The organism is Paraburkholderia mimosarum LMG 23256 = NBRC 106338, from assembly GCF_000739815.1.
Classification (GTDB): domain Bacteria; phylum Pseudomonadota; class Gammaproteobacteria; order Burkholderiales; family Burkholderiaceae; genus Paraburkholderia; species Paraburkholderia mimosarum.
Genome location: NZ_BBJJ01000001.1, coordinates 183,072 through 203,730, shown reverse-complemented (window position 1 = coordinate 203,730; position 20,659 = coordinate 183,072). Strand labels below are relative to the sequence as shown.

14 protein-coding genes are annotated in these 20,659 nt (G+C 66.5%); 11 read left to right on the top strand and 3 right to left on the bottom strand.

Features of this window, described 5'->3' with window-relative positions; all coding sequences use genetic code 11:
- Positions 1-92 precede the first annotated feature (92 nt).
- Positions 93-1,742, bottom strand: coding sequence for a CHAD domain-containing protein (locus BMI01S_RS00855; RefSeq protein WP_028229807.1), 1,650 nt, complete (start codon positions 1,740-1,742; stop codon positions 93-95).
- Between the two features lie 246 nt (positions 1,743-1,988).
- Between BMI01S_RS00855 and BMI01S_RS00850 the strand changes: the two genes are divergently transcribed.
- The 3 genes from BMI01S_RS00850 to BMI01S_RS00840 all read left to right on the top strand — a co-directional run bounded on the left by BMI01S_RS00850 (position 1,989) and on the right by BMI01S_RS00840 (position 4,438).
- Positions 1,989-2,207 carry a YdcH family protein gene (locus BMI01S_RS00850; protein WP_028211058.1) on the top strand — a complete coding sequence of 73 codons (219 nt, stop codon included), beginning with the start codon at positions 1,989-1,991 and terminating at the stop codon, positions 2,205-2,207.
- A 172-nt stretch (positions 2,208-2,379) separates the two neighbouring features.
- Positions 2,380-3,471, top strand: coding sequence for a polyphosphate kinase 2 (gene ppk2 / locus BMI01S_RS00845; protein ID WP_042287949.1), 1,092 nt, complete (start codon positions 2,380-2,382; stop codon positions 3,469-3,471).
- 295 nt (positions 3,472-3,766) lie between these two features.
- Complete coding sequence (locus BMI01S_RS00840; RefSeq protein ID WP_028229805.1) at positions 3,767-4,438, top strand: SagB/ThcOx family dehydrogenase; 672 nt, start codon at positions 3,767-3,769, stop codon at positions 4,436-4,438.
- A 65-nt stretch (positions 4,439-4,503) separates the two neighbouring features.
- Here BMI01S_RS00840 and BMI01S_RS00835 read toward each other — a convergent pair whose 3' ends face one another.
- Positions 4,504-4,887: a tautomerase family protein gene (locus BMI01S_RS00835; protein WP_028229804.1), complete on the bottom strand. Its 384-nt coding sequence runs from the start codon at positions 4,885-4,887 to the stop codon at positions 4,504-4,506.
- Between the two features lie 96 nt (positions 4,888-4,983).
- Here BMI01S_RS00835 and BMI01S_RS00830 point away from each other — a divergent pair, with 96 nt between their 5' ends.
- The 3 genes from BMI01S_RS00830 to BMI01S_RS00820 all read left to right on the top strand — a co-directional run bounded on the left by BMI01S_RS00830 (position 4,984) and on the right by BMI01S_RS00820 (position 7,118).
- On the top strand, positions 4,984-5,835 hold the full coding sequence (locus BMI01S_RS00830; RefSeq protein ID WP_028229803.1) for a LysR family transcriptional regulator: 852 nt from the start codon (positions 4,984-4,986) through the stop codon (positions 5,833-5,835).
- Between the two features lie 222 nt (positions 5,836-6,057).
- Entirely contained in the window at positions 6,058-6,420 is a 363-nt protein-coding gene (locus tag BMI01S_RS00825) for an MbcA/ParS/Xre antitoxin family protein (RefSeq protein ID WP_036018516.1), read from the top strand.
- Positions 6,417-7,118, top strand: coding sequence for an RES family NAD+ phosphorylase (locus BMI01S_RS00820; protein WP_028229802.1), 702 nt, complete (start codon positions 6,417-6,419; stop codon positions 7,116-7,118). The genes BMI01S_RS00825 and BMI01S_RS00820 overlap by 4 nt, the downstream gene beginning before the upstream one ends.
- Before the next feature lie 37 nt (positions 7,119-7,155).
- Here the strand turns inward: BMI01S_RS00820 and BMI01S_RS00815 are convergent, their stop codons facing one another.
- The gene (locus BMI01S_RS00815; RefSeq protein WP_028229801.1) at positions 7,156-7,896 is read right to left on the bottom strand and encodes a metallophosphoesterase; all 741 of its coding nucleotides are present in this window, start codon (positions 7,894-7,896) and stop codon (positions 7,156-7,158) included.
- 337 nt (positions 7,897-8,233) lie between these two features.
- Between BMI01S_RS00815 and BMI01S_RS00810 the strand changes: the two genes are divergently transcribed.
- The 5 genes from BMI01S_RS00810 (at position 8,234) to glgX (ending at position 20,652) form a co-directional block, all read left to right on the top strand.
- Entirely contained in the window at positions 8,234-8,890 is a 657-nt protein-coding gene (locus BMI01S_RS00810; RefSeq protein ID WP_028211066.1) for a DUF1345 domain-containing protein, read from the top strand.
- Between the two features lie 314 nt (positions 8,891-9,204).
- Complete coding sequence (locus BMI01S_RS00805; protein WP_063619572.1) at positions 9,205-12,711, top strand: alpha-1,4-glucan--maltose-1-phosphate maltosyltransferase; 3,507 nt, start codon at positions 9,205-9,207, stop codon at positions 12,709-12,711.
- Positions 12,708-16,157, top strand: a complete 3,450-nt coding sequence (gene treS, locus BMI01S_RS00800; protein WP_042287944.1) for a maltose alpha-D-glucosyltransferase — start codon at positions 12,708-12,710, stop codon at positions 16,155-16,157. Before BMI01S_RS00805 ends, treS begins: the two co-directional genes overlap by 4 nt.
- On the top strand, positions 16,150-18,366 hold the full coding sequence (glgB, locus tag BMI01S_RS00795; protein WP_028229800.1) for a 1,4-alpha-glucan branching protein GlgB: 2,217 nt from the start codon (positions 16,150-16,152) through the stop codon (positions 18,364-18,366). Before treS ends, glgB begins: the two co-directional genes overlap by 8 nt.
- Before the next feature lie 66 nt (positions 18,367-18,432).
- Positions 18,433-20,652, top strand: a complete 2,220-nt coding sequence (glgX, locus tag BMI01S_RS00790) for a glycogen debranching protein GlgX (RefSeq protein ID WP_081715934.1) — start codon at positions 18,433-18,435, stop codon at positions 20,650-20,652.
- Positions 20,653-20,659 lie beyond the last annotated feature (7 nt).

The following is a 20,659-nucleotide window of genomic DNA, read 5'->3' as shown; positions in this document are numbered from 1 at the left end:
GGTCGGAGGCAAATTCGAGTCAGCGGGAGCCATCATGCGCGGGCGTGAAAAACAACACGAAATGAGAGGAGAGTCCAACAACCCGTCGGCGATTATAGAGACGCGCCGCGAGCGCCGCGCGGCACCTTCGGCTCGTCCAGCTCGCGCAGCAGGCGCTCGCCTTCCCTCGCGGTGTAGCGCTTGACGGCTTCGCACCAGCCGCGCGCGAAGCCGAGCTGATAAGGCTCGGCCCCCATGCATTCGAGATAGCGCAAGGCCACTGCGGCGTCGTTCCCATCGCCGAGCACGCTTTGCAGCCGCGCAAGCGTGCGCGCGATCTCCACCCGTGTGCGGCGCGACGTGAGCGTGGCGAAGAACTCGATCGTGTAGCGCAGGTATTTCGCGTTGATGCGCGCGCGATGGCGGCTTGCCTCGTCGATGGCCGTGAGCTTTTGCGTGCTCATGAGTTGCTCGTAGTAGCGCTTGACGCGCTGCTTCGCGTGGCGGTGCAGCGAGCGGCCGGCGTCGCCCACATCGTCAGCTCGGCGCGCCAGTGGATCGAGCCACTGAAGCCACGCGAGCGCGACGAGCGCGTAGCGTTGCGAACCCAGCGCGTCGCGCAACCGCGCCCTGGCGGCGTGACGCTGCGCGTTCGCTTCGTCGCGTATCGCATTCCAGAGCCCCGGTTCGAGATCGGCGGCAGCGAGCGCGGGCAGTGTCGAGTCGACGAACACATCGCGGTCGCGTGCATCGCCGAGCAAGCCGCCGAGCCATTTGAGCTCCGGCTCGATGTCCTTTTCCCAGGTCTCGTCGCACCAGCGCGAGAAGATCCGCATGGCCGTGCGCAACCGCCGTTGCGCCACGCGCATCTGATGGATGAATTCGCCGTTGCTGCTGTCGCGCACGCCAGCGTCGTTGCCGAACCACTGCGCGCTGACGTTGCGCCCGATCGCGACGAGCGCGGCCTCGGCCGAAGCCGCCCCGGCGAGATCCACGGGTTCGGCCTTGACGGGCTCGGCGTCGCCGGTCGCGCTGCCGGCCGTGGCACGTTCGAGCGCATCGGTCAGGCGCACGAACGCCGGCAGCACACCGACCAGGTCGCGGGCGCAGGCAAAAAGCGCATCGATCACAGGCCGCCCGTCTTCGCCTTCCGGCCAGGGCGCGCTCACGCGCAATTCGTGCAGATCAGACGCAGGCGCAGACTTTCCAGGCACCCAATCGCGCGCCTCCTCTGGCGGGACAGGCGGCTCGTGCAAATCCTCGTCGAAGGTGAGCAACACGTCGACGCGATCGCGCGGCCATCGCCAGCGGCTGCGCGTGGCAACGAGCGCGGCCGACGGCGTTAGATCGTCCGCAACGCCGAGCGCCTCGCGAAACGGCTCCGGCGCGCCCTCGAAGAGCGAATCGGCGATGCCGGTCGCATCGAGCGGCGCCTCGAAGATCGGCGCAACCGCCGTGATCCCCGGCGTATGCACGCGCCGGCTCGATACGACCATGCGCCGCATGTCGCCGCGCGCCTCGACGGCCACGCGCCAGCCCAGGCGCGCCAGCGCGCCGCCGCGGTCGAAAGCGACGGTCGTCACGCATTCGCGCGCATCGGGCAGCGCCACGAGCGACGGCAACGCCGCGCACAGGCTGGCCGCCCGCTCCGAAGGCTTCGGGCTAGCCGGCGCCCCGGACGGTTCGGCGAGCGCTTTTGAACGTTTTCCATCCCGCTCGGCCGGGATCACGACATCCAGCACGATTTCCAGAACGCGAGCCATGAACACTCCAGGGTTCTTTGGGTAGGCGCTGAGGCTTAGAACGGTGCAAGCGGATGAGGGGCCACGTACGGCGACGACACGCCCGATGGTACACGCGACAAGGCACCGGCGCCCCAGGTAGCGCCCCTGACGCATCCGGGATCCGCTTTCCGATGTCTGATGACGGTCAAGACTGCCATGTCGAGACGGTGGAAAAATAATTACGTTCCATTTTTTCCTGTGTTGCACGCCTGTAAGGAGTATTGAGTGTTCCCAGAGTACAGAGATTTGATTTCGCGCCTCAAGGTTCAGGATGACCACTTCGCCCGGATCTTTCATCGCCACAACGAGCTCGACCAGCAGATAAAGAACATGGAAGCCGGCGTCGTGGCTTCGCATGGCATGGAAATCGAGCAGCTAAAAAAGGAAAAACTTCAGCTCAAGGATTCGCTGTACCTGATCCTCAGGAAAACGGCGGCAGCCTGAGCCCGCCGGCGTCCCGCGCGAGCCGTCTGCGGATCGGCGCGGGACATCGGCGGCCGGCATTTTCGCCGTGCCGCCGTCGCTCGTACCCGCGCGGTGTCAGCGCTCCGTTGCCACCGGGCTTTGCCGGCACTTGCTGCCAGGCTCTCCCATCCCCGCATCCGCCCATACCGCCATGCCCAAATCCATTCCCTGCCCAGCTCCCGGCGACAGCGGCCCCGCCGCACGGCTCCCGCTCGTCACGGCCCGCAGCGCCGAGCTGCGAACCGTCGACGACGCCGTCGAGTCCGCGAGCCAGGCCATCGCAGGCGCCGTCCATGATCTCGTCGCCCAAACTCGTACCCAGCAGACTCCGCCCACTGCGCTGCTCGACTCGATCGCCGCGTTGATGCAAGGCATGTCGCCGGACGAAGCCGCGCAACTGCGCAGTCTGATACTCGAAGGCAACCCGGCCGACTGGCGCAACTCGCGCACACGCCACCCCGACGAGGAACTGGCCGCCGGCTGGCGCGAAGGCGGCTATCCGTATCGCAACCTCATGTCACGGCGCGCTTATGAGCGGCAGAAGTATCGGCTCCAGGTGGAACTGCTCAAGCTTCAGGCGTGGGTGCGCGAAACCGGGCAGCGTGTCGTGATCCTGTTCGAGGGCCGCGATGCAGCGGGCAAGGGCGGCACGATCAAGCGATTCATGGAGCATCTGAACCCGCGCGGCGCGCGTGTCGTGGCGCTCGAAAAGCCCACGGAAGTCGAGCGCGGCCAGTGGTATTTCCAGCGCTACGTGCAGCATTTGCCCTCGGCCGGAGAGATCGTGCTGTTCGATCGGTCCTGGTACAACCGCGCAGGCGTCGAGCATGTGATGAACTTCTGCACACCTGACGAATATTCCGATTTCATGCGGCAGGTGCCCGAGTTCGAGCGCCAGTTGATTCGTAGCGGCATTCACTTGATCAAGTTCTGGTTTTCGGTGAGCCGTGCGGAGCAGCGTCGGCGCTTCAAGGAACGCAAGGTGCATCCGCTGAAGCAGTGGAAGCTGAGTCCGGTCGATCTCGCTTCGCTCGACAAGTGGGACGACTATACGCAGGCCAAAGAGGCCATGTTCTCGCAGACCGATACTGCCGACGCGCCCTGGACTGTGATTCGATCGGACTGCAAGAAGCGAGCGCGGATCAACGCCATGCGGTACGTGCTGCACAAGCTGCCTTATGCGAGTCGTGATGCGGACGCCTTGGGGGTGGTGGATCCGTTGCTGGTGAGTCGGGCCTTATAGGCGAGTCGCGGGGGCCCGGTTACGAAACAATGCAGGCGCACGCAAACATCGCACGATTGGATTTACGGTGTATAACCATTGCCATTGGGCCGGCATGGCGACGACGTACATCCCGCGTGGTCGCAGCGATAAGGTCGCAGGGCAATACGAAAGTAAACTTCCACACGAAGATTCGGATCGCATCGTCCATATTGCAGGACCACCGGTTTCCAATACTGGCTCAAGCGAAGTGCTGAGATTCGCGCAGACCCCGGTTCCGCCCGCTGGCCTGCTCCATCGTTCATGGAGGCGCACGATGAAACGCCGTGAAGTACTAGCTGTGCTGGCCGCAGGCGCAATTGCCGAGGTTTCCACCAGCGAAGCACTGGAGAGCGAGGCGCGGTACACCAATGAGATCGCGCTGCCCAAGCCCAACGTCGCCGGCAAGGTCTCCCTCGAAGAAGCCATCCAGCGGCGCAGGTCCGTACGCGCCTTCAGGCCAGACGCGCTTCCTGTCGAGACCGTCGGTCAGTTGCTGTGGGCAGGCCAGGGCGTCACCAGCGAAGACGGCAAGCGCGCAGCACCGTCGGCCGGCGCGTTGTACGCGCTCGAGCTTTACGCGGTGACCGCCGCCGAAGTGATGCACTACCTGCCTCATGGCCATCGGGGCGAAACACGGGCCACGTCCGATATGCGCCCCGAGTTGAGGGCCCTTGCACTTGGGCAAGCGTCCGTCGGGGCTGCGCCGCTCGTGATCGCGGTGGGCGCCGACCCTGGTCGGCTCACCCAGCGGTACGGCGCCAGGGCCAACGTCTACACCGACATCGAAGCCGGGCACGCCACGCAGAACATCCTGCTTCAGGCCGCTGCGCTCGGGCTTGCCGCCGTGCCTGTTGGCGCCGTTGACGGGCCCAAGGCAGCACGGGCGCTCGCTCTGCCTCACGGCCAAACCGTCGTCTATCTCATCCCGGTAGGCTTTGCGGCCTGACAAGGCATGCTGCTTTCTGGAATCAGTCCGGGCTACCCCACGTGAGGCAGCCGCAGACCCGTGCGTCAAGTCGCGTACTGCGCGATACCGTTGCCGAACGACCAGTTCTCCCGCGCCACGTCCACGAGATTCACAAACACGTCCTCTCGCCGGACACCCGGCTCGTGCGCCAGGTTGTCCGCGATCTGTGCGAACAGCGCCTTCTTCTGATCTTGTCCGCGCGTATTGCTCACGGCGATCTGAATCATGACCAGATCGTCACTGCGCTCGATCCCTAAGTAGTGCCGACCGAATACGAAGTTGTCGGCGTCATGCTCCGTCACGATCACGAAGATGTCGTCTTCAGGCGCCTTGAAGACCTCCATCAGCGCGCGATGAACGCCTTGCATCAGCGCTTTGCGGTACGGGGCGGGTTTGCCGGCGCGAACGGCGATACGGGTGAATGGCATGTCGAACTCCTGTGTGGTTTTGACATGACATCAGCTTAGGCGCGATCTATCATAACGAACAGATATAGATCTATATTTCATCCATTTCTGATGAAAATGAAACCGTTGGATCTCGATGGCGTGCGCGCCTTCGTCCTCGTTGCCGAACTTCGCAGCTTCACCCGCGCGGCCGACGTACTCCATACCACGCAGTCGGCCGTCAGCCTCAAGCTCAAACGCCTCGAAGCGCATCTCGGCAAGCAACTGCTCGAGCGCACGCCGCGTGTGGTGCGGCTCTCAGCCGACGGCCGCACGTTCCTAACCGCGGCTCGCGATCTCCTCGGGGCGCATGAACGCGCGCTCGGCGCACTTTCCCGTGACGAGCGGCGGCTCGCGCTGGGGCTCAGTGAGCATGTCGCCGATGCCAATCTGGCACGCCAGCTCGCCCAGCTTCGCAATCATGACCCGGGGCTCGTGATCGAACTGCATCTGGGGCTCTCGGCGCATTTGCTGGCGCAGTTCGACGAGCGTCGGCTGCAGGCGGTGATCGTCCGCCAGGAGGAAGAGGAGGCGGCGCGCGGCGACGCTCGCCGGCTCTTTGCCGAGCCGCTCGTCTGGCTCGCCCAGCCGCAATGGCAGTGGCAACCCGGCACGCCACTGCCGCTCGCGCTGCTCGCCGCGCCTTGCGCGGTGCGGACAGCGGCGCTCCGCTCGCTCGACGCCGCAGGCATCGCCTGGACAGAGGTGTTCGTGGGCGGTGGCGTCGCCGCGGTGGGCGCGGCGTTGGTCGCCGGTCTCGCGGTTTCGCCGCTCGCCCGGCGCGTTGCGCCGCGCGAACTCGTCGACGTGGGCACACGGCTCGGTTTGCCCGCGCTGCCGGCTTCGCAGGTCATGCTCCACTCGCGGGTGCGCGAGCCAAGGACTGCGGCGACGCTGCAATTGCTCGCTGCGGGGCTCGGCACCGGCTAGCAGGGCGCGGGACGCCAGGCGGTGCCGAGCCCCGGACCGGCGGTAGCTCGAATCGCCTGCATGGACGCCGCCGCGTGAACCCTGGGGCAGTCAAGCTTGCAATAATCCATATATGGACTAATATCTACTAAAAGTTCAATCTGGGACTCGACCACCATGCCACCCGCCACCGCTTCCGTCACCCCATCGCGCCGTCAGGGCGCCGAGCCTTCGTTGAGCGAAATGTCGGCGGCAGGGTTGAGGGCGTTTTTCAGGATCGCGCTCGCCTGGGACCTGAGCACCGACGAGCAGATTATTTTGCTCGGCTCGCCGGGCCGATCCACGTTCTTCAAGTGGAAACAGTCGCCGCAAACCGCCCGCCTCGGCCGCGACACACTCGAGCGCCTTTCGCTGCTGCTCGGCATCTACAAGGCTTTGCAGATTCTCCTCCCCCAGCCCGCCTCCGCCGACACCTGGATCAAGCGCCCCAACAGCGCGCCACCCTTCGGCGGCCGGCGCGCGCTCGACCGCATGCTGGCCGGCAACGTCAGCGACCTCGTGGCGGTGCGCCAGTATCTCGACGCCATGCGAGGCGGCTGGGCGTGACGCAAACGATCTGGCAGGACCGCTGGCGCAGCGCCCAGCTCACCTGGTCGCCCGCGTACCGCGTGATTCCCACGCGTTTTCCCGCCGTGAACCTGTTCGACCGCGTGGCTTCGGCGGAAGACTTCGAGGCGCTCTATGCGCTGGAAGCGCTCACCAACGACCGTCTGCGCACCGAAACCGGCGAACTGGACCTCGTGCCGCGCGAGGAGCGCCGCTTCGGCCCCGGCTATGGGCCGATCATGGCGGCGTTCACGCATCTGAATCCACAGGGCAGCCGTTTTTCCGACGGGACCTACGGCGTGTTTTACTGCGCGCGCTCGCGCGCCACCGCCGTCGCCGAAACGCGCTATCACTCGGCGCTTTTTCTCGCGGCCACGAATGAGCCGCCCATCCGCCAGCAAATGCGGCTTTATACGGTGATTGCGGATGGCAAAGTCATCGATCTGCGCGATGACCCCGCGCTGGATCCCGCCGTGCTCTCGCCCGACGACTACACGGCCGGCCAGGCACTGGGCCGCGCCGCCCGCGAGGCGCGCGCGCCGGGCATCGCGTATTCGTCTGTGCGCGACGCGGCCGGCGAATGTCTCGCCGCGCTCAGCACGACGCTGCTGCGCGCGTGCCATCACGCGGCGTATCTGGAATACAACTGGAACGGGCACACCATCGACATGGTGTTCGAGTTGAACAGAATCGTCTGACCGGAGCGGCAAAGAGGCGGCCGCAGAGTCACGAACCTCAGGGCAGCAAGATCGCGGCCGCGCCCTGCGCCAGCGCCTCGACCGTCGATACCGACCAGATGCGCGAGGTGAGCGCCTCGACCATGGTAAGGCGCCCCTCGGTGATGAAAGCCCCGGTGTCGATGAACACCTGCGAGCCGATCTGCCGCACTTCGCGCACGGGCGTATGTCCGCAGAACGTCAGCGAGAGCGCATGGCGCGCCGGGTCGCCCTTGCCGAGCACGAGATCGCGCCCCCAAAGCAGGCGTTCGCGCACATCGGGCTCGAACTGGCCGCTGTCGAGGGCGGCGTCGTCGCCGAAGAATTCCGCGTGAATCACATTGAAACGCTTCTCCCCATCGCCCACCACGCGCGCGAGCGGCAATTGGCGCAAGCGTTGCGCATAACGCACGAGCACCTCATCAGGGACGGTCTGCGCCCAGCCGCCGCCGATTCCGTACCAGCGATTGCGCGGCATGCGGCCTTCGGCCACGGCGCACAGCGCGTCTTCGTGGTTGCCGAGCACCGCATGGAACCACGGTTTGTCGAGCAGTGCGAGCGCCTGCTCACACTGCTCGCGATCGCCGCGGTCGACAAGATCGCCCACCGAGAACAGTCGGTCGCGCGAGGTGTCGAATTCGACCTCGCGCAAAAGATAGCGCAGCGCCTCCACGCAACCATGCAAATCGCCTACGACGAAGTCGCGACCTGCAAGGTTGGCGCGATGATGCTGAACGGGAGCGTCGGGTGTTTGCGTCATGGTTTCATCATAGCGCTGTGTGAGTGGGGCGTATGAGCGCCAAACATCGTAAGACCTGCGATTTCGCGGCGCGTCGAATGGCAGTGGCCGTGATCGTACGCAAGTGCCGTGCCCGAATCCTGGTTTGCGAAGGCTGTTCTGTCGAGCATCGTCGACCTCTTTCCCTTAGCTTTCGTCGTGGAATCCGACGCGGCCTCCCGGACGCCTCAAGCTCCGATGCCGCGCATGACTGCGCACCTCGACGCCCGGTCATACACGGTAGAATCGCCGCAACCCGAAGCCCGTCGCAAACTGCACGCCAGCATCCATTGCCCCCTTGCGCGGCACGCCAAACACCATGAACGTCATTCCACAGGTACTGCGCAACCGGCCGCATCTGATGATCGCCATCGCCGTAGGCATCATGCTCGGCGCGCTCTCGCCCCCCTCGATCCGCCCTTTGGCGCGCACCCTGCTCGGCTGGGACGCAACGGTGTGGACCTACCTCGTGCTGATGTGGTTCCACATGGCGTTCGCAAACGAAGAAAGCGTGCGCGCAAACGCCCGGCGCAACGACGAAAACGCGGTCACGGTTCTCGCTCTCATTTGTACGGCAACGGTCGCGAGCATCGTCGCCATCGTGCTCGAACTGGGCACGACGAAAGACCTCGGCACGGCCTCGAAAGTTCTGCATTCCGTGCTCACCGGCTTGACGCTCATCGGCGCGTGGTTTCTCATTCCCACCATTTTCACGCTGCATTACGCACGCCTCTATTACGGTTCCGATCCTGGCGAGCCGGCCCTCGCGTTTCCCGACGCGCATCTCACGCCGAATTACTGGGACTTCCTGTACTTCTCGTTCACCATCGCCTGCGCGTCGCAAACCGCCGATGTCGGCCTGCGCGGGCGCAGCGCGCGGCGCGGGGTGCTCGCGCAATCGATCCTGTCGTTCTATTTCAATGTTGCCGTGCTAGGGCTCTGCGTAAACATCGCCGCCAGCATGGTCGGCAGCTAGACTGACCGCAGTCTCGCTTCGCTGAAAGCATTCCGGCAATCGATGCCGGACGCTCCCCTCTCTGCCCGCTTTCACGCATTCGAGCGCCGCCGCTTGCATGGTTCGCGCGTGGGCATGTGCCTTGCTCGGCCACACCGGAAGTCGCCACGCGGCGCACGCGGTTTGGTTCCGGCCTGCTATTGCACTACTCTGAACAGCACGTGCCTGTCCACCACGCGCAGCGCGGCACGCTCCGGCAGCCCCCGGGCGGCGTGATCGCATTTCGGCTGAACCGTCCTGCATCCCCGTCGCCTGACGTACCTGGAATACGACCGATGGAACCTCCCCACGCCTATGCGCCGCGGATCTATTTCGTCCATTCCCTCCTTGTCGGACCACTCGAGGCGTGGCCGGCGCAGTTCGCCCGCGCGGCGTCGCTTGGCTTCGACCACGTCCTGATCGGCGCGCTGTTCGCAGCGGGCGCGGCGGGCGACGACCGCATCGTCGCCGATCATGCGCGTCTGAACGCGGCCTTCGCCAGCGCGCTTTCGGTAGACGACGCCGTACGCGAACTCGCTCGCGCGGCACAAACGCAGGGTGTCACGCTGCTCGCGGACCTCGTGCTCGACCGCGCCGCCGCCGACGGTGCCCTCTACACGGCGCACCCCGAATGGTTCCATCCTTTCGAGCCGGAAGACGCGCGGCTCGATCCGCGCCACGGCCATCGCGAAGCCAACGTCGCCTACGCGGATTTCGAGCGCGCGGCGGCGCCGCTCATCGCATGGTGGACGGCGCGCGCCATCGCGCTCGTCGAAGCCGGCATTGGCGGCTTTCGCATCGACTCGCCGCACCGCACGCCGCCGCATGTGCTGAGGTCGATTTTCGATGCGGTGCGCGCACGCTCGGCAACAACGCGCTGGCTCGCCGCAACGCCGGGGCTGCCTCGCGAAGCGATCACGCAGCTGGAAGGCGCGGGCTTCGACGCCACGTTCTCGTCCCTGCGCTGGTGGGACTTCTCGTCGAGCTGGCTCGTCGAGGAGCACGCTGCATTGCGCCGCGTGGGCTCGCCGATCACGTTTCCGGAGGCGCCCTATGGCGAGCGCTACCTGCACGACCAGGAAGGCGCAGCCGACGCGCGCGCCGTCGAGCGCGCCTATCGCCGCATGCTGCGCGCAGCGGCCGCGCTCGGCACCGGATGGCTGATGCCGATGGGCTTCGAATATGGCGTGGACGAAGCGATAGCGCATAGCGGCAACAGCGTGCAAGCCTGGGAAGCGGCGAAAGCGCGCGCACCGTTCGACCTGAGCGCCGACGTCGCGCACGTCAACGCGCTGCAACGCGAGACCTGGCCCCTGCAGACCAACGGCGAGCTGCGCGCGCTCAATGGTCCAGGCGCGAGCGTCGCGGCGCTCCTGCGCGGCGACCGCGCCGACTTGCGAGACGCTGGCGACGCCGTGCTCACGCTCGTCAATCCCGCGCTCGCCGCGGCGGTGCGCGTGGATCTCTCGCGCCTCCTCGACGGCGTGCCTGGCGGCTTCACGCGCTTCGCACCGCTCGACGCGGAAACGCTGCGCGGCGCGCGCATGCCCGCGACGCGCGACGCGAGCGCGATACCAGATGTCTTCACGCTGCCGGCGGGCGCATGCTGGATGTTTCGCGCGCTCGCGAGCCCGCCCGTGGTGCTCGCGCCGCCCGAGGACCGCGGGAAGTCAAGCACGAGCGGACACAAGAGCGTGAGCGACGCGATCGCCGCGCCGCGTATCGCGATCGAAAGCGCGACACCTTCTGTCGATCACGGACGCTTTGTCGCGAAGCGCACCGTGGGCGAACGTTGCGAAGTGCGCGCGGCTATCTTCGCCGAAGGCCACGACCGCATCGACGCCGCCGTGCTCTGGCGCGCCGCCGACGAAACTGCCTGGCACGAGTCGCCCATGACGCCCGTGCCGCCTGCGGGGACCGACTTGTGGGCGGGCCGCTTCCCGCTCGATCGCGTGGGGCGCTACGAATACGTGGTGATCGCATGGCGCGACGACTTCGCCTCGCTCGCCGAACATGTGCACAAGAAGCGTGCTGCGAACCAGGCCGTCGATCTGGAGATGGAAGAAGCGAGCCGCCTTTTCGCACTCGTGCTTGCAACCGCCGACACATCGGACGCCGACGGCGACACCGGCAAGCGCACCCGCGACACGCTCGACGCCATCGTCAAGCGCTTCATTGGTGCGGATACCGAAACACGTTGCGCGCTGCTCGCCGCGCCCTCCACGGCCGCCGCCGTGCGCGCGGCGCATCACCGCCCCTTCCTCTCGCGCGACGCGATCGTCAATCGCGTGGATGCGGAGCGCAGCGCCGCGCGCTTCGCGAGCTGGTACGAGATCTTCCCGCGCTCGATGAGCGACGACGAATCGCGCCACGGCACCTTCGACGACGTGATCGCCAAATTGCCGCGCATCCGCGAAATGGGCTTCGACGTCCTGTACTTTCCGCCGATCCACCCCATCGGTCTCGCGAATCGCAAGGGGCGCAACAACTCGCTCACGGCGCAGCCCGGCGACGTGGGTAGCCCATATGCGATCGGCGCGGCCGAAGGCGGCCACACCGCCGTGCATCCGCAACTGGGCACGCTCGACGACTTCCGCCGCATGCTCGCCGCGGCGCACGAACAAGGCCTCGAGATCGCGCTCGACTTCGCGATTCAATGCTCGCCCGACCATCCGTGGCTCAAGGCGCATCCGAACTGGTTCGCGTGGCGGCCCGACGGCACGCTGCGCTATGCCGAGAACCCACCGAAGAAGTATCAGGACATCGTGAACCCCGAGTTCTACGCGCACGACTCGAAACCCGCTCTGTGGCTCGCCTTGCGCGACGCGATCCTGTTCTGGGTGGACGCGGGCGTGCGCATTTTCCGCGTGGACAACCCGCACACGAAGCCGCTGCCATTCTGGGAATGGATGATCGCCGACGTGCGCGCGCGCCATCCCGACGTGATCTTCCTCTCCGAAGCCTTCACGCGGCCGCGCCTCATGTACCGGCTCGCCAAGCTCGGCTTCTCGCAGTCGTACACGTATTTCACGTGGCGCGAATCGAAGCGCGACTTTACCGACTACCTCACGGAGCTCACGCAAACCGAGGTGCGCGACTTCTATCGCCCGAACTTCTTCGTGAACACGCCCGACATCAATCCGCGCCACCTGCAAACCGGCGCACGTTCGAGCTTCCTGATCCGCGCGGCGCTAGCGGCAACGCTTTCGGGGCTCTGGGGCGTGTATTGCGGCTTCGAATTGTGCGAGGGGCGTGCGCTGCCCAACTCGGAAGAATATCTGGACTCCGAAAAATACCAGCTGCGCGCGTGGGACTGGCATCGGCCCGGCAACATCGTCGCGGAGATCGCCGCGCTCAACCGCATACGCCGCGCCAACCCGGCGCTGCACACGCATCTCGGCATCACGTTCCTCGATGCGCGCAACAACTCCATGCTCTGCTTCGAGAAGGCCACGCCCGCGCGCGACAACGTGATCGTCGTGGCGATCAATCTTGACGCCTTCAACGAACAGGGCGCCGACTTCGAACTCTCGTGGGCGACGTTCCAGCGCTGGCACCTCGACGACCATGCCACGCTCAACGTGGTCGACGAAATGACGGGCGAGCGCTTCGACTGGTACGGGCGCTGGCAGCATGCGCGGCTCGATCCGCATGCGCGGCCCTTCGCAATCTGGCGCATCGAGCCGGCGACTGGGCTGCCGCGCGAAGAACCCCCGCCCGAACACGCCGATGAGCACGCCGAAGCCCACATAGCAGGCCACCCCGAACTCGACGCGGACTTCCCGCCCGTAGGTGCGACATGAAACGCGACCCCGCTACGCACGAGCCTGTGGCAACCAACGTGCAGACCGTCACGCGCGACCCGACCGTGTCCGACCCGCAGCGCCGCGAAGAGCGCGCCACGCAACGACGCGGCAAGCCTTCGCTGCTCGGCGACGACCCGCTCTGGTACAAGGACGCGGTGATCTACCAGGTGCACGTGAAATCGTTCTTCGATGCGAACAACGATGGCGTGGGCGACTTTCCGGGCCTCCTCGCCAAGCTCGACTACATTGCGGGCCTTGGCGTGACGGCGATCTGGCTGCTGCCGTTCTATCCCTCGCCGCGCCGCGACGACGGCTATGACATCGCCGACTATCGCAACGTGCACCCCGACTACGGCCAGCTCGCCGACGTGCGCCGCTTCATCCAGGAAGCGCACGCGCGCGGCATTCGCGTGATCACCGAGCTCGTCATCAACCATACCTCGGACCAGCATCCGTGGTTCCAGCGCGCGCGCCGTGCAAAGCCCGGCTCGAATCATCGCAACTACTATGTGTGGTCCGATACCGACCAGAAGTACCAGGGCACGCGCATCATCTTCATCGACACGGAGCCGTCCAACTGGACGCACGACCCCATTGCGGGCGCGTACTACTGGCACCGCTTCTATTCGCACCAGCCCGACCTGAACTTCGACAATCCCGCCGTGCTGCGAGAAGTGCTGCAGGTCATGCGTTTCTGGCTCGACATGGGCATCGACGGGCTGCGCCTCGACGCCGTGCCCTATCTCGTGGAGCGCGAAGGCACGAACAACGAGAACCTGCCCGAGACGCACGCGATCCTCAAGCAGATTCGCGCGACCATCGACAAGCACTACCCGAACCGCATGCTGCTTGCCGAGGCGAACCAGTGGCCCGAAGACGTGCAGGAATACTTCGGCAAAGAAGACGAATGCCACATGGCGTTCCACTTCCCGCTCATGCCGCGCCTCTATATGGCGATCGCGAGCGAGGACCGCTTTCCGATCATCGACATCATGAAGCAGACGCCCGATCTGCCCGAACGCTGCCAGTGGGCGATCTTCCTGCGCAACCACGACGAGCTCACGCTCGAAATGGTCACGGACTCGGAGCGTGATTATCTCTGGAACACCTACGCGAGCGACCGCCGCGCGCGCCTGAACCTCGGCATTCGACGGCGGCTCGCGCCGCTCATGGAGCGCGACCGCCGCCGCATCGAGCTCATCAACTCGCTGCTGTTTTCCATGCCCGGCACGCCGGTGATCTACTACGGCGACGAGCTAGGCATGGGCGACAACATCCATCTGGGCGACCGCGACGGCGTGCGCACGCCGATGCAGTGGTCGTCGGACCGCAACGGCGGCTTCTCGCGCGCCGACCCTGAACAGCTCGTGCTGCCGCCGCTCATGGGCTCGCTCTACGGCTACGACGCGATCAACGTCGAAGCGCAAAGCCGCGACCCGCATTCGCTGCTCAACTGGACGCGGCGCATGCTCGCCACGCGCCGCGCGAAGCAGGCGTTCGGGCGCGGCTCGATCCGCTTCCTGCGGCCCGCGAACCGCAAGATCCTCGCGTACCTGCGCGAAATGCCCGGCGAAGCGCCCATTCTGTGCGTGGCGAACCTGTCGCGCGCGCCGCAGGCCGTCGAACTCGACCTCTCCGAATTCGCCGGGACGGCGCCCGTCGAAATGACGGCCGATTCCGTCTTCCCGGCCATCGGTCAGTTGCCCTATCTGCTGACCTTTCCGCCCTACGGCTTCCTGTGGTTCCTCCTGTGCCCCGGCAACCAGCGGCCTTCGTGGAGCCAGCCGACTTCGGAACAGCTGCCCGAATTCGTGACCGTGGTCATACGCGAAGGACAAACGGGTGCGACGCCCGAAAACGTGCGGCTGCTCGAATCGGAAGTGCTGCCTTCGTGGCTCTCGCGGCGGCGCTGGTTCGCTTCGAAGGACAAGCCGCTGCGCTCGGTGCGCCTCGCGGCGCTCACGACGATACATGGCGCGGGGTTTGCATTCACCGAGATCGAGGCGGAACTCGCGGATGGCACGAGCGAGCGCTACGTACTCCCGATCGCCATCACGTGGGGCGCCGAAATCACCACGCCGTTGCATATCCAGCTCGCGCTCTCGCGCGTGCGGCGCGGCCGCACCGTGGGCTATCTAACCGACGCCTTTTCGCTGCCTTGGTTCGCCTACGGCGTGCTGCGCAAGCTGCGCGAACACGCCGCGGTGCCCACGGTGCAACAGAGCACGATCCGCTTCGAGCCGACCGACCGGCTCGACGAACTGGACCTGGGCGAAGCGCCGGAAGTGCGCTGGCTCGCCGCCGAGCAGAGCAACAGCTCGCTCGTCATCGCGGAAGCACTCGTGCTCAAGATCGTGCGCCGGCTGATGGCGGGGGTGCACCCCGAAGCGGAAATGAGCCGCTACCTCACGAAGCTTGGCTACGCGAACACGGCGCCGCTCTATGGCGAAGTGGTGCGCGTCGATCCCGCGGGCGTGCCGCACACGCTCGTCATCGTTCAGGGCTTTATCGACAACCAGGGCAATGCCTGGGACTGGGCGCTCGATTACCTGCGCCGTACGATCGACGAACTCGCGCTCGCCATGAACGACGACACGAGCGTCGATCAGGCGCACGAAGAAGAGGCCGTGCAAGGCTACTGCTCGGTGATCGGCGCGATCGGCAAGCGGCTCGGCGAATTGCACGCGATGCTCGCGCGACCCACCGAAGACGAAGCGTTCGCCGCCGTCGCCGCCACGCCCGACGACGTCCGCGCCTGGATCGCCGATGCGAAGTCCATGCTCAACGAAGCGCTCGATATCGTCGCGCAGCATACGGGCAACGACGAACAGACGCTGGACGCCGATGCACGCGACCTCGCACGCGGCCTGATCGAGCGCCGCAAGGCGCTCGTCGCGAAGATCGACGAACTCGTGCCGCTCGATGCAAAGGCGGCGCGCATACGCATACACGGCGACTTCCATCTGGGTCAGGTGCTGCTTTCGCAGGGCGACGCGTATCTGATCGACTTCGAAGGCGAGCCCGCGAGAGCGCTCGAATACCGGCGCGCGAAGACCTCGCCGTTGCGCGACGTGGCGGGCCTGCTGCGCTCGCTCTCTTATGCGGGCGCCGCTGCGCAATCGACGCTCGAGAACGCGCCGCAGCCGGTCGTCGACCGCAAGCGCGCGCTGTTCGAGCGCTTCCGCGGCTACGCGGCCGAAGCGTTCCTGAGTCAATATCGCGCGGCCGTGGCCGAAGCGCCGCTCACGCTCGTGAGTGCGTCGCACGAACAGGCGCTGCTCGACCTGTTCCTGATCGAGAAGGCGGCCTACGAGATCCGCTACGAAGCGGCGAACCGCCCCGCGTGGCTCGCACTGCCGGTGCGCGGGCTCGCGGCGATCGCGGCGCGCGTGCTCGGCCTGGCCCCCACGCAGTCCCATTCCGGAGGAGGTGCCCATGGCTGACCGCGCGCCCCACGCCGGCCTGAATCCGCAGGATGCCGACGCGCTCGCCGGCGCACACCATTCCGATCCTTTCGCAGTGCTCGGGCTGCATTGGGTGGACGGCGCGCCCTATGTGCGCGCGTGGCTGCCGAACGCCGCAGGCGCGAGCGTGGTGGCGCGCGACCGCGCGCACACGCTCGGCGAGCTCGCGCTCGTGCACCCCGCGGGACTCTATGCAGGGCCGCTCGCGCAAGCCGTGCCCTACCGCCTCGTGATCGACTGGCATGGCGTCAGCCAGGAAATCGAGGACACCTATTCATTCGGTCCGCAGCTTTCAAGCGAAGCGCTGGTGCGCCTCGCCGACGGCGACCCCTACGCGGTGCTCGAATGCCTCGGTGCGCGCCCGCTCACCTGCGAGGGCGTGCCCGGCGTGCGCTTCGCCGTCTGGGCGCCGAATGCGAAACGCGTGTCCGTGGTGGGCGACTTCAATGCGTGGGACGGCCGTCGCCACCCCATGCGGCTGCGCCATGAGGCAGGTGTCTGGGAGCTCTTCATTCCGCGCGTGGCGGCGGGCGCGCGGTACAAGTATGAAATCCTCGGCGCGCGCGGCGCGGTGCTGCCGCTCAAGGCGGACCCCTGCGCGCAGCAGACGGAATGCCCGCCGGGCACGGCTTCGATCGTGGCGCCCGTCGAGGCCATCGAGCATTACGCGTGGCGCGATCACGACTGGCTGCAAACGCGCGTGCAACGGCAGAACGCGCGTGCCGCGATATCGGTGTACGAAGTGCACGCGCCTTCGTGGCTACCCACGCAGGGCGCCGACGCCCCCGCGCCGAACTGGGCCGCGCTCGCCGAACGCCTGATCCCCTACGCGCAGGGCATGGGCTTCACGCACCTCGAATTGCTGCCCGTGGCCGAGCATCCGTTTGGCGGCTCGTGGGGCTATCAACCGCTTGCGCAATTCGCGCCCACGGCGCGCCTCGGCTCCCCGGTGGACTTCGCGGCGTTCGTCGATCGCGCGCACGAAGCGGGCCTTGGCGTGATTCTCGACTGGGTGCCCGCGCATTTTCCGAACGACACGCACGGTCTCATCGATTTCGACGGCACCGCGCTCTACGAGCATGGCGATCCGCGCGAAGGTTATCACCCCGACTGGAACACGATGATCTACAACCTGGGACGCCGCGAGGTGAGCGCGTTCCTGATCGCATCGGGCCTTGCGTGGCTCTTGCGCTATCACGTGGATGCACTGCGCGTGGACGCCGTCGCCTCGATGCTCTATCGCGACTATTCGCGCGCGCAAGGCCAGTGGGTGCCCAATATCTACGGCGGCCGCGAGAATCTCGAATCGATCGCCTTTCTCAAGCGCCTCAATCACGAAACGCAATACGTGCCCCAGCGCCCCGGCGTCATCACCATTGCCGAGGAATCGACAGCATGGCCCGGCGTCACGGCGCGCCCCGAAGACGGCGGCCTCGGCTTCCAGTTCAAGTGGAACATGGGCTGGATGCACGACACGCTTCACTACATGCACGAAGACCCCGTTTACCGCCGCTATCACCATCATCTGATGACGTTCGCGATGGTCTACGCGTGGTCGGAACGTTTCGTGCTGCCGCTTTCGCACGACGAGGTGGTGCACGGCAAGGGGTCGCTGCTAGGCAAGATGCCCGGCGACCGCTGGCAGAAGTTCGCGAATCTGCGCGCCTACTTCGGCTTCATGTGGGCCCACCCCGGCAAGAAGCTGCTCTTCATGGGCGGCGAGTTCGGGCAAATGGCCGAGTTCGATCACGACGGCACGCCGCACTGGAACCTGCTCGACGACCCGCAGCACCGCGGCGTGCAAACGCTCGTGCGCGACCTGAACCGCCTCTACACGAGCGAGCCCGCGCTCTATACGCTCGACTCGGAGCCCGGCGGCTTCGAGTGGCTCGTTTCCGACGACACGGAAAACAGCGTGCTCGCATGGCGCCGCGTGGACGGCTCGGGCGGCGAGATCGTCGTGATCTGCAACTTCACGCCGGTGCCGCGCCACGGCTATCGCATCGGCATGCCGCAGCCCGGCCAGTGGGAAGAGGTGCTGAACACCGACGCCGAGGTCTACGGCGGCTCGAACATAGGCAACGGGGGGCTCGTCAACACCGAGAGCGTTGCGAGCCACGGCAAGCCGCAGTCGGCCGCGCTCGTTCTCCCGCCGCTCGGCACGCTGCTCCTGCGCCTGCGCCGCTAGCGGTGCGCAGCATCGAAATAATCAGGAATCCGATGCAAAACGAAGAACAACATGGGGAGCATCGTCATGGCGAATGGACCGCCTGATCGCCTGCTGCCCGGTGCTCCATGGCCGCTCGGGGCGACGTGGGACGGGCTCGGCACCAATTTCGCCGTGTTTTCGGCCCACGCCTGGCGCATCGAGTTGTGCCTCTTCGACCCGACCGGCCGCAAGGAACGCATCCGCTATACCCTGCCCGAATGCACCGACGAGGTGTGGCACGGCTATTTGCCCGGCGCCCATCCCGGCACCGTCTATGGCCTGCGCGCGCACGGCCCCTATCAGCCGCATCTGGGGCACCGCTTCAACCCGCACAAGCTGCTGCTCGACCCTTACGCGCGGCGGCTCATCGGCCAGTTCCGCTGGTCGGACACGCTCTACGGCTACCGCGCCCACTCGAACCGCGTGGACCTCTCGATCGACCGGCGCGACTCGGCGCCGGCCATGCCCAAGTGCGTGGTCGTCAACGACAACTTCGACTGGTCGCGCGACCGGCGGCCCAATACGCCGTGGGGCGACACCGTGATCTATGAAGCGCATCTGCGCGGACTCTCCATGCAGCGTTACGATTTGCGCACGCACATGCGGGGCACCTTCGCGGGGCTGGCCGCGCCGCGCTTCATCGAGCACCTGCACAAGCTCGGCGTGACGGCGATCGAGCTGTTGCCGGTGCACGCGTTTCTGACCGAGCGCTTTCTGCTCGATCGTGGTCTGCGCAACTACTGGGGCTATAACCCAGCGGCGTTCTTCGCGCCCGAACCCAGCTACCTGGTCGGCTACGACACCGACGAAATGCGCATCGCCGTGCGGCAGTTTCATGCGGCGGGTATCGAGGTCTTTCTCGACGTGGTCTACAACCACACCTGCGAAGGCGGCGAGATGGGCCCCACCGTCTCGTGGCGCGGCCTCGACAACGCCTGCTATTACCGCTGCGTGCCCGGCGACGAGCGCCACTTCATCAACGACACGGGCTGCGGCAACACGCTCGATCTTTCGCATCCGCGCGTGCTGCAGATGGTCGCCGATTCGCTGCGCCACTGGGCCACGTCATACGGTATCGACGGCTTTCGCTTCGACCTCGGCGTGACGCTCGGGCGCGAGCCCCCGGGCTTCGACCCGCACGGCGGCTTCTTCGACGTGCTGCGCCAGGACCCCGTGCTCTCGCAGTGCAAGCTGATTTCCGAACCGTGGGACGTGGGCCCCGGCGGCTACCAGCTTGGCAACCATCCGCCCGGCTTCTCCGAATGGAACGACCGCTTTCGCGACAGCGTGCGGCGCTACTGGCGGGGCGCGCCGGGCCAGCGCGCGGATCTCGCGGCGCGCCTCACCGGCAGCGCGGATCTGTTCGACAAGCGCAGGCGCCGGCCGTGGGCGTCGATCAACTTCATCACCTCGCACGACGGCTTCACGCTCGCCGACCTCGTTTCGTACGAGCGCAAGCACAACGAGGCCAACGGCGAAGAGAACCGCGACGGCCACAACGAGAACTGGAGCGCGAACTGGGGCGTGGAAGGCCCGACCGACGACCCCGCCATTCTCGCCACGCGCGCACGCGTGGCCCGCTCGATGATGGCCACGTTGTTGATCGCGCTCGGCACGCCCATGCTGCTCGCCGGCGACGAGGCGTGCCGCACGCAGCGCGGCAACAACAATGCGTACTGCCAGGACAACGATATGTCGTGGTTCGACTGGGCGCTCGCCGAAACGCCCCAGGGCAAGGCCATGACACGCTTCGTCGCGCGTGTCATCGCGCTGCGCCGCGAACATCCGCTGCTGCACGAAACGCGTTTTCTGTTCGGCGAGCGCGAGCTGATGCCCGGCGTGCACGACATCGACTGGTTCGACGAACGCGGCGAGCCGCTCTCGCCCGAGGCCTGGCATGACCACGAAGCCAGCGCCTTCACCATGCGGCGCGCAGGGGCGGGACTCCACGGTGAAATGGAAGTATTGTTGATGATGCTGAACGCTTCGCAAGGCGCCGTGACGTTCGCCGCGCCCGACCCGCGCATGGCATGGGAGGTGCTGCTCGATACGGCGCGCCCCGACGCGGCACCCTATGCCCTGCCCGACACGACGTACGAGCTGGCCGCGCGCGCGCTGGCCGTGCTATGCGCCCGGCCGGCGCGTGCCGGTACGCACCGGCCGCCGGGCGCTCGCAGCGACGCGAACGCGCCCGACCCGCGCCGCAACCCGGGCGCGCCCGGGTCGGGCCCGCTTGCGGGTCCGGATGAAGCCGCCGCAGGATGAGGGAAGG

Bases quoted from the DNA above. Each gene is read 5' to 3' on its own strand.
- BMI01S_RS00815 (WP_028229801.1), bottom strand. From the start codon at position 7,896: ATGACGCAAACACCCGACGCTCCCGTTCAGCATCATCGCGCCAACCTT.
- BMI01S_RS00835 (WP_028229804.1), bottom strand. From the start codon at position 4,887: ATGCCATTCACCCGTATCGCCGTTCGCGCCGGCAAACCCGCCCCGTAC.
- glgB (WP_028229800.1), top strand. From the start codon at position 16,150: ATGGCTGACCGCGCGCCCCACGCCGGCCTGAATCCGCAGGATGCCGAC.
- BMI01S_RS00840 (WP_028229805.1), top strand. From the start codon at position 3,767: ATGAAACGCCGTGAAGTACTAGCTGTGCTGGCCGCAGGCGCAATTGCC.
- BMI01S_RS00805 (WP_063619572.1), top strand. From the start codon at position 9,205: ATGGAACCTCCCCACGCCTATGCGCCGCGGATCTATTTCGTCCATTCC.
- BMI01S_RS00810 (WP_028211066.1), top strand. From the start codon at position 8,234: ATGAACGTCATTCCACAGGTACTGCGCAACCGGCCGCATCTGATGATC.
- ppk2 (WP_042287949.1), top strand. From the start codon at position 2,380: ATGCCCAAATCCATTCCCTGCCCAGCTCCCGGCGACAGCGGCCCCGCC.
- treS (WP_042287944.1), top strand. From the start codon at position 12,708: ATGAAACGCGACCCCGCTACGCACGAGCCTGTGGCAACCAACGTGCAG.
- BMI01S_RS00825 (WP_036018516.1), top strand. From the start codon at position 6,058: ATGTCGGCGGCAGGGTTGAGGGCGTTTTTCAGGATCGCGCTCGCCTGG.
- BMI01S_RS00830 (WP_028229803.1), top strand. From the start codon at position 4,984: ATGAAACCGTTGGATCTCGATGGCGTGCGCGCCTTCGTCCTCGTTGCC.
- glgX (WP_081715934.1), top strand. From the start codon at position 18,433: ATGGCGAATGGACCGCCTGATCGCCTGCTGCCCGGTGCTCCATGGCCG.
- BMI01S_RS00855 (WP_028229807.1), bottom strand. From the start codon at position 1,742: ATGGCTCGCGTTCTGGAAATCGTGCTGGATGTCGTGATCCCGGCCGAG.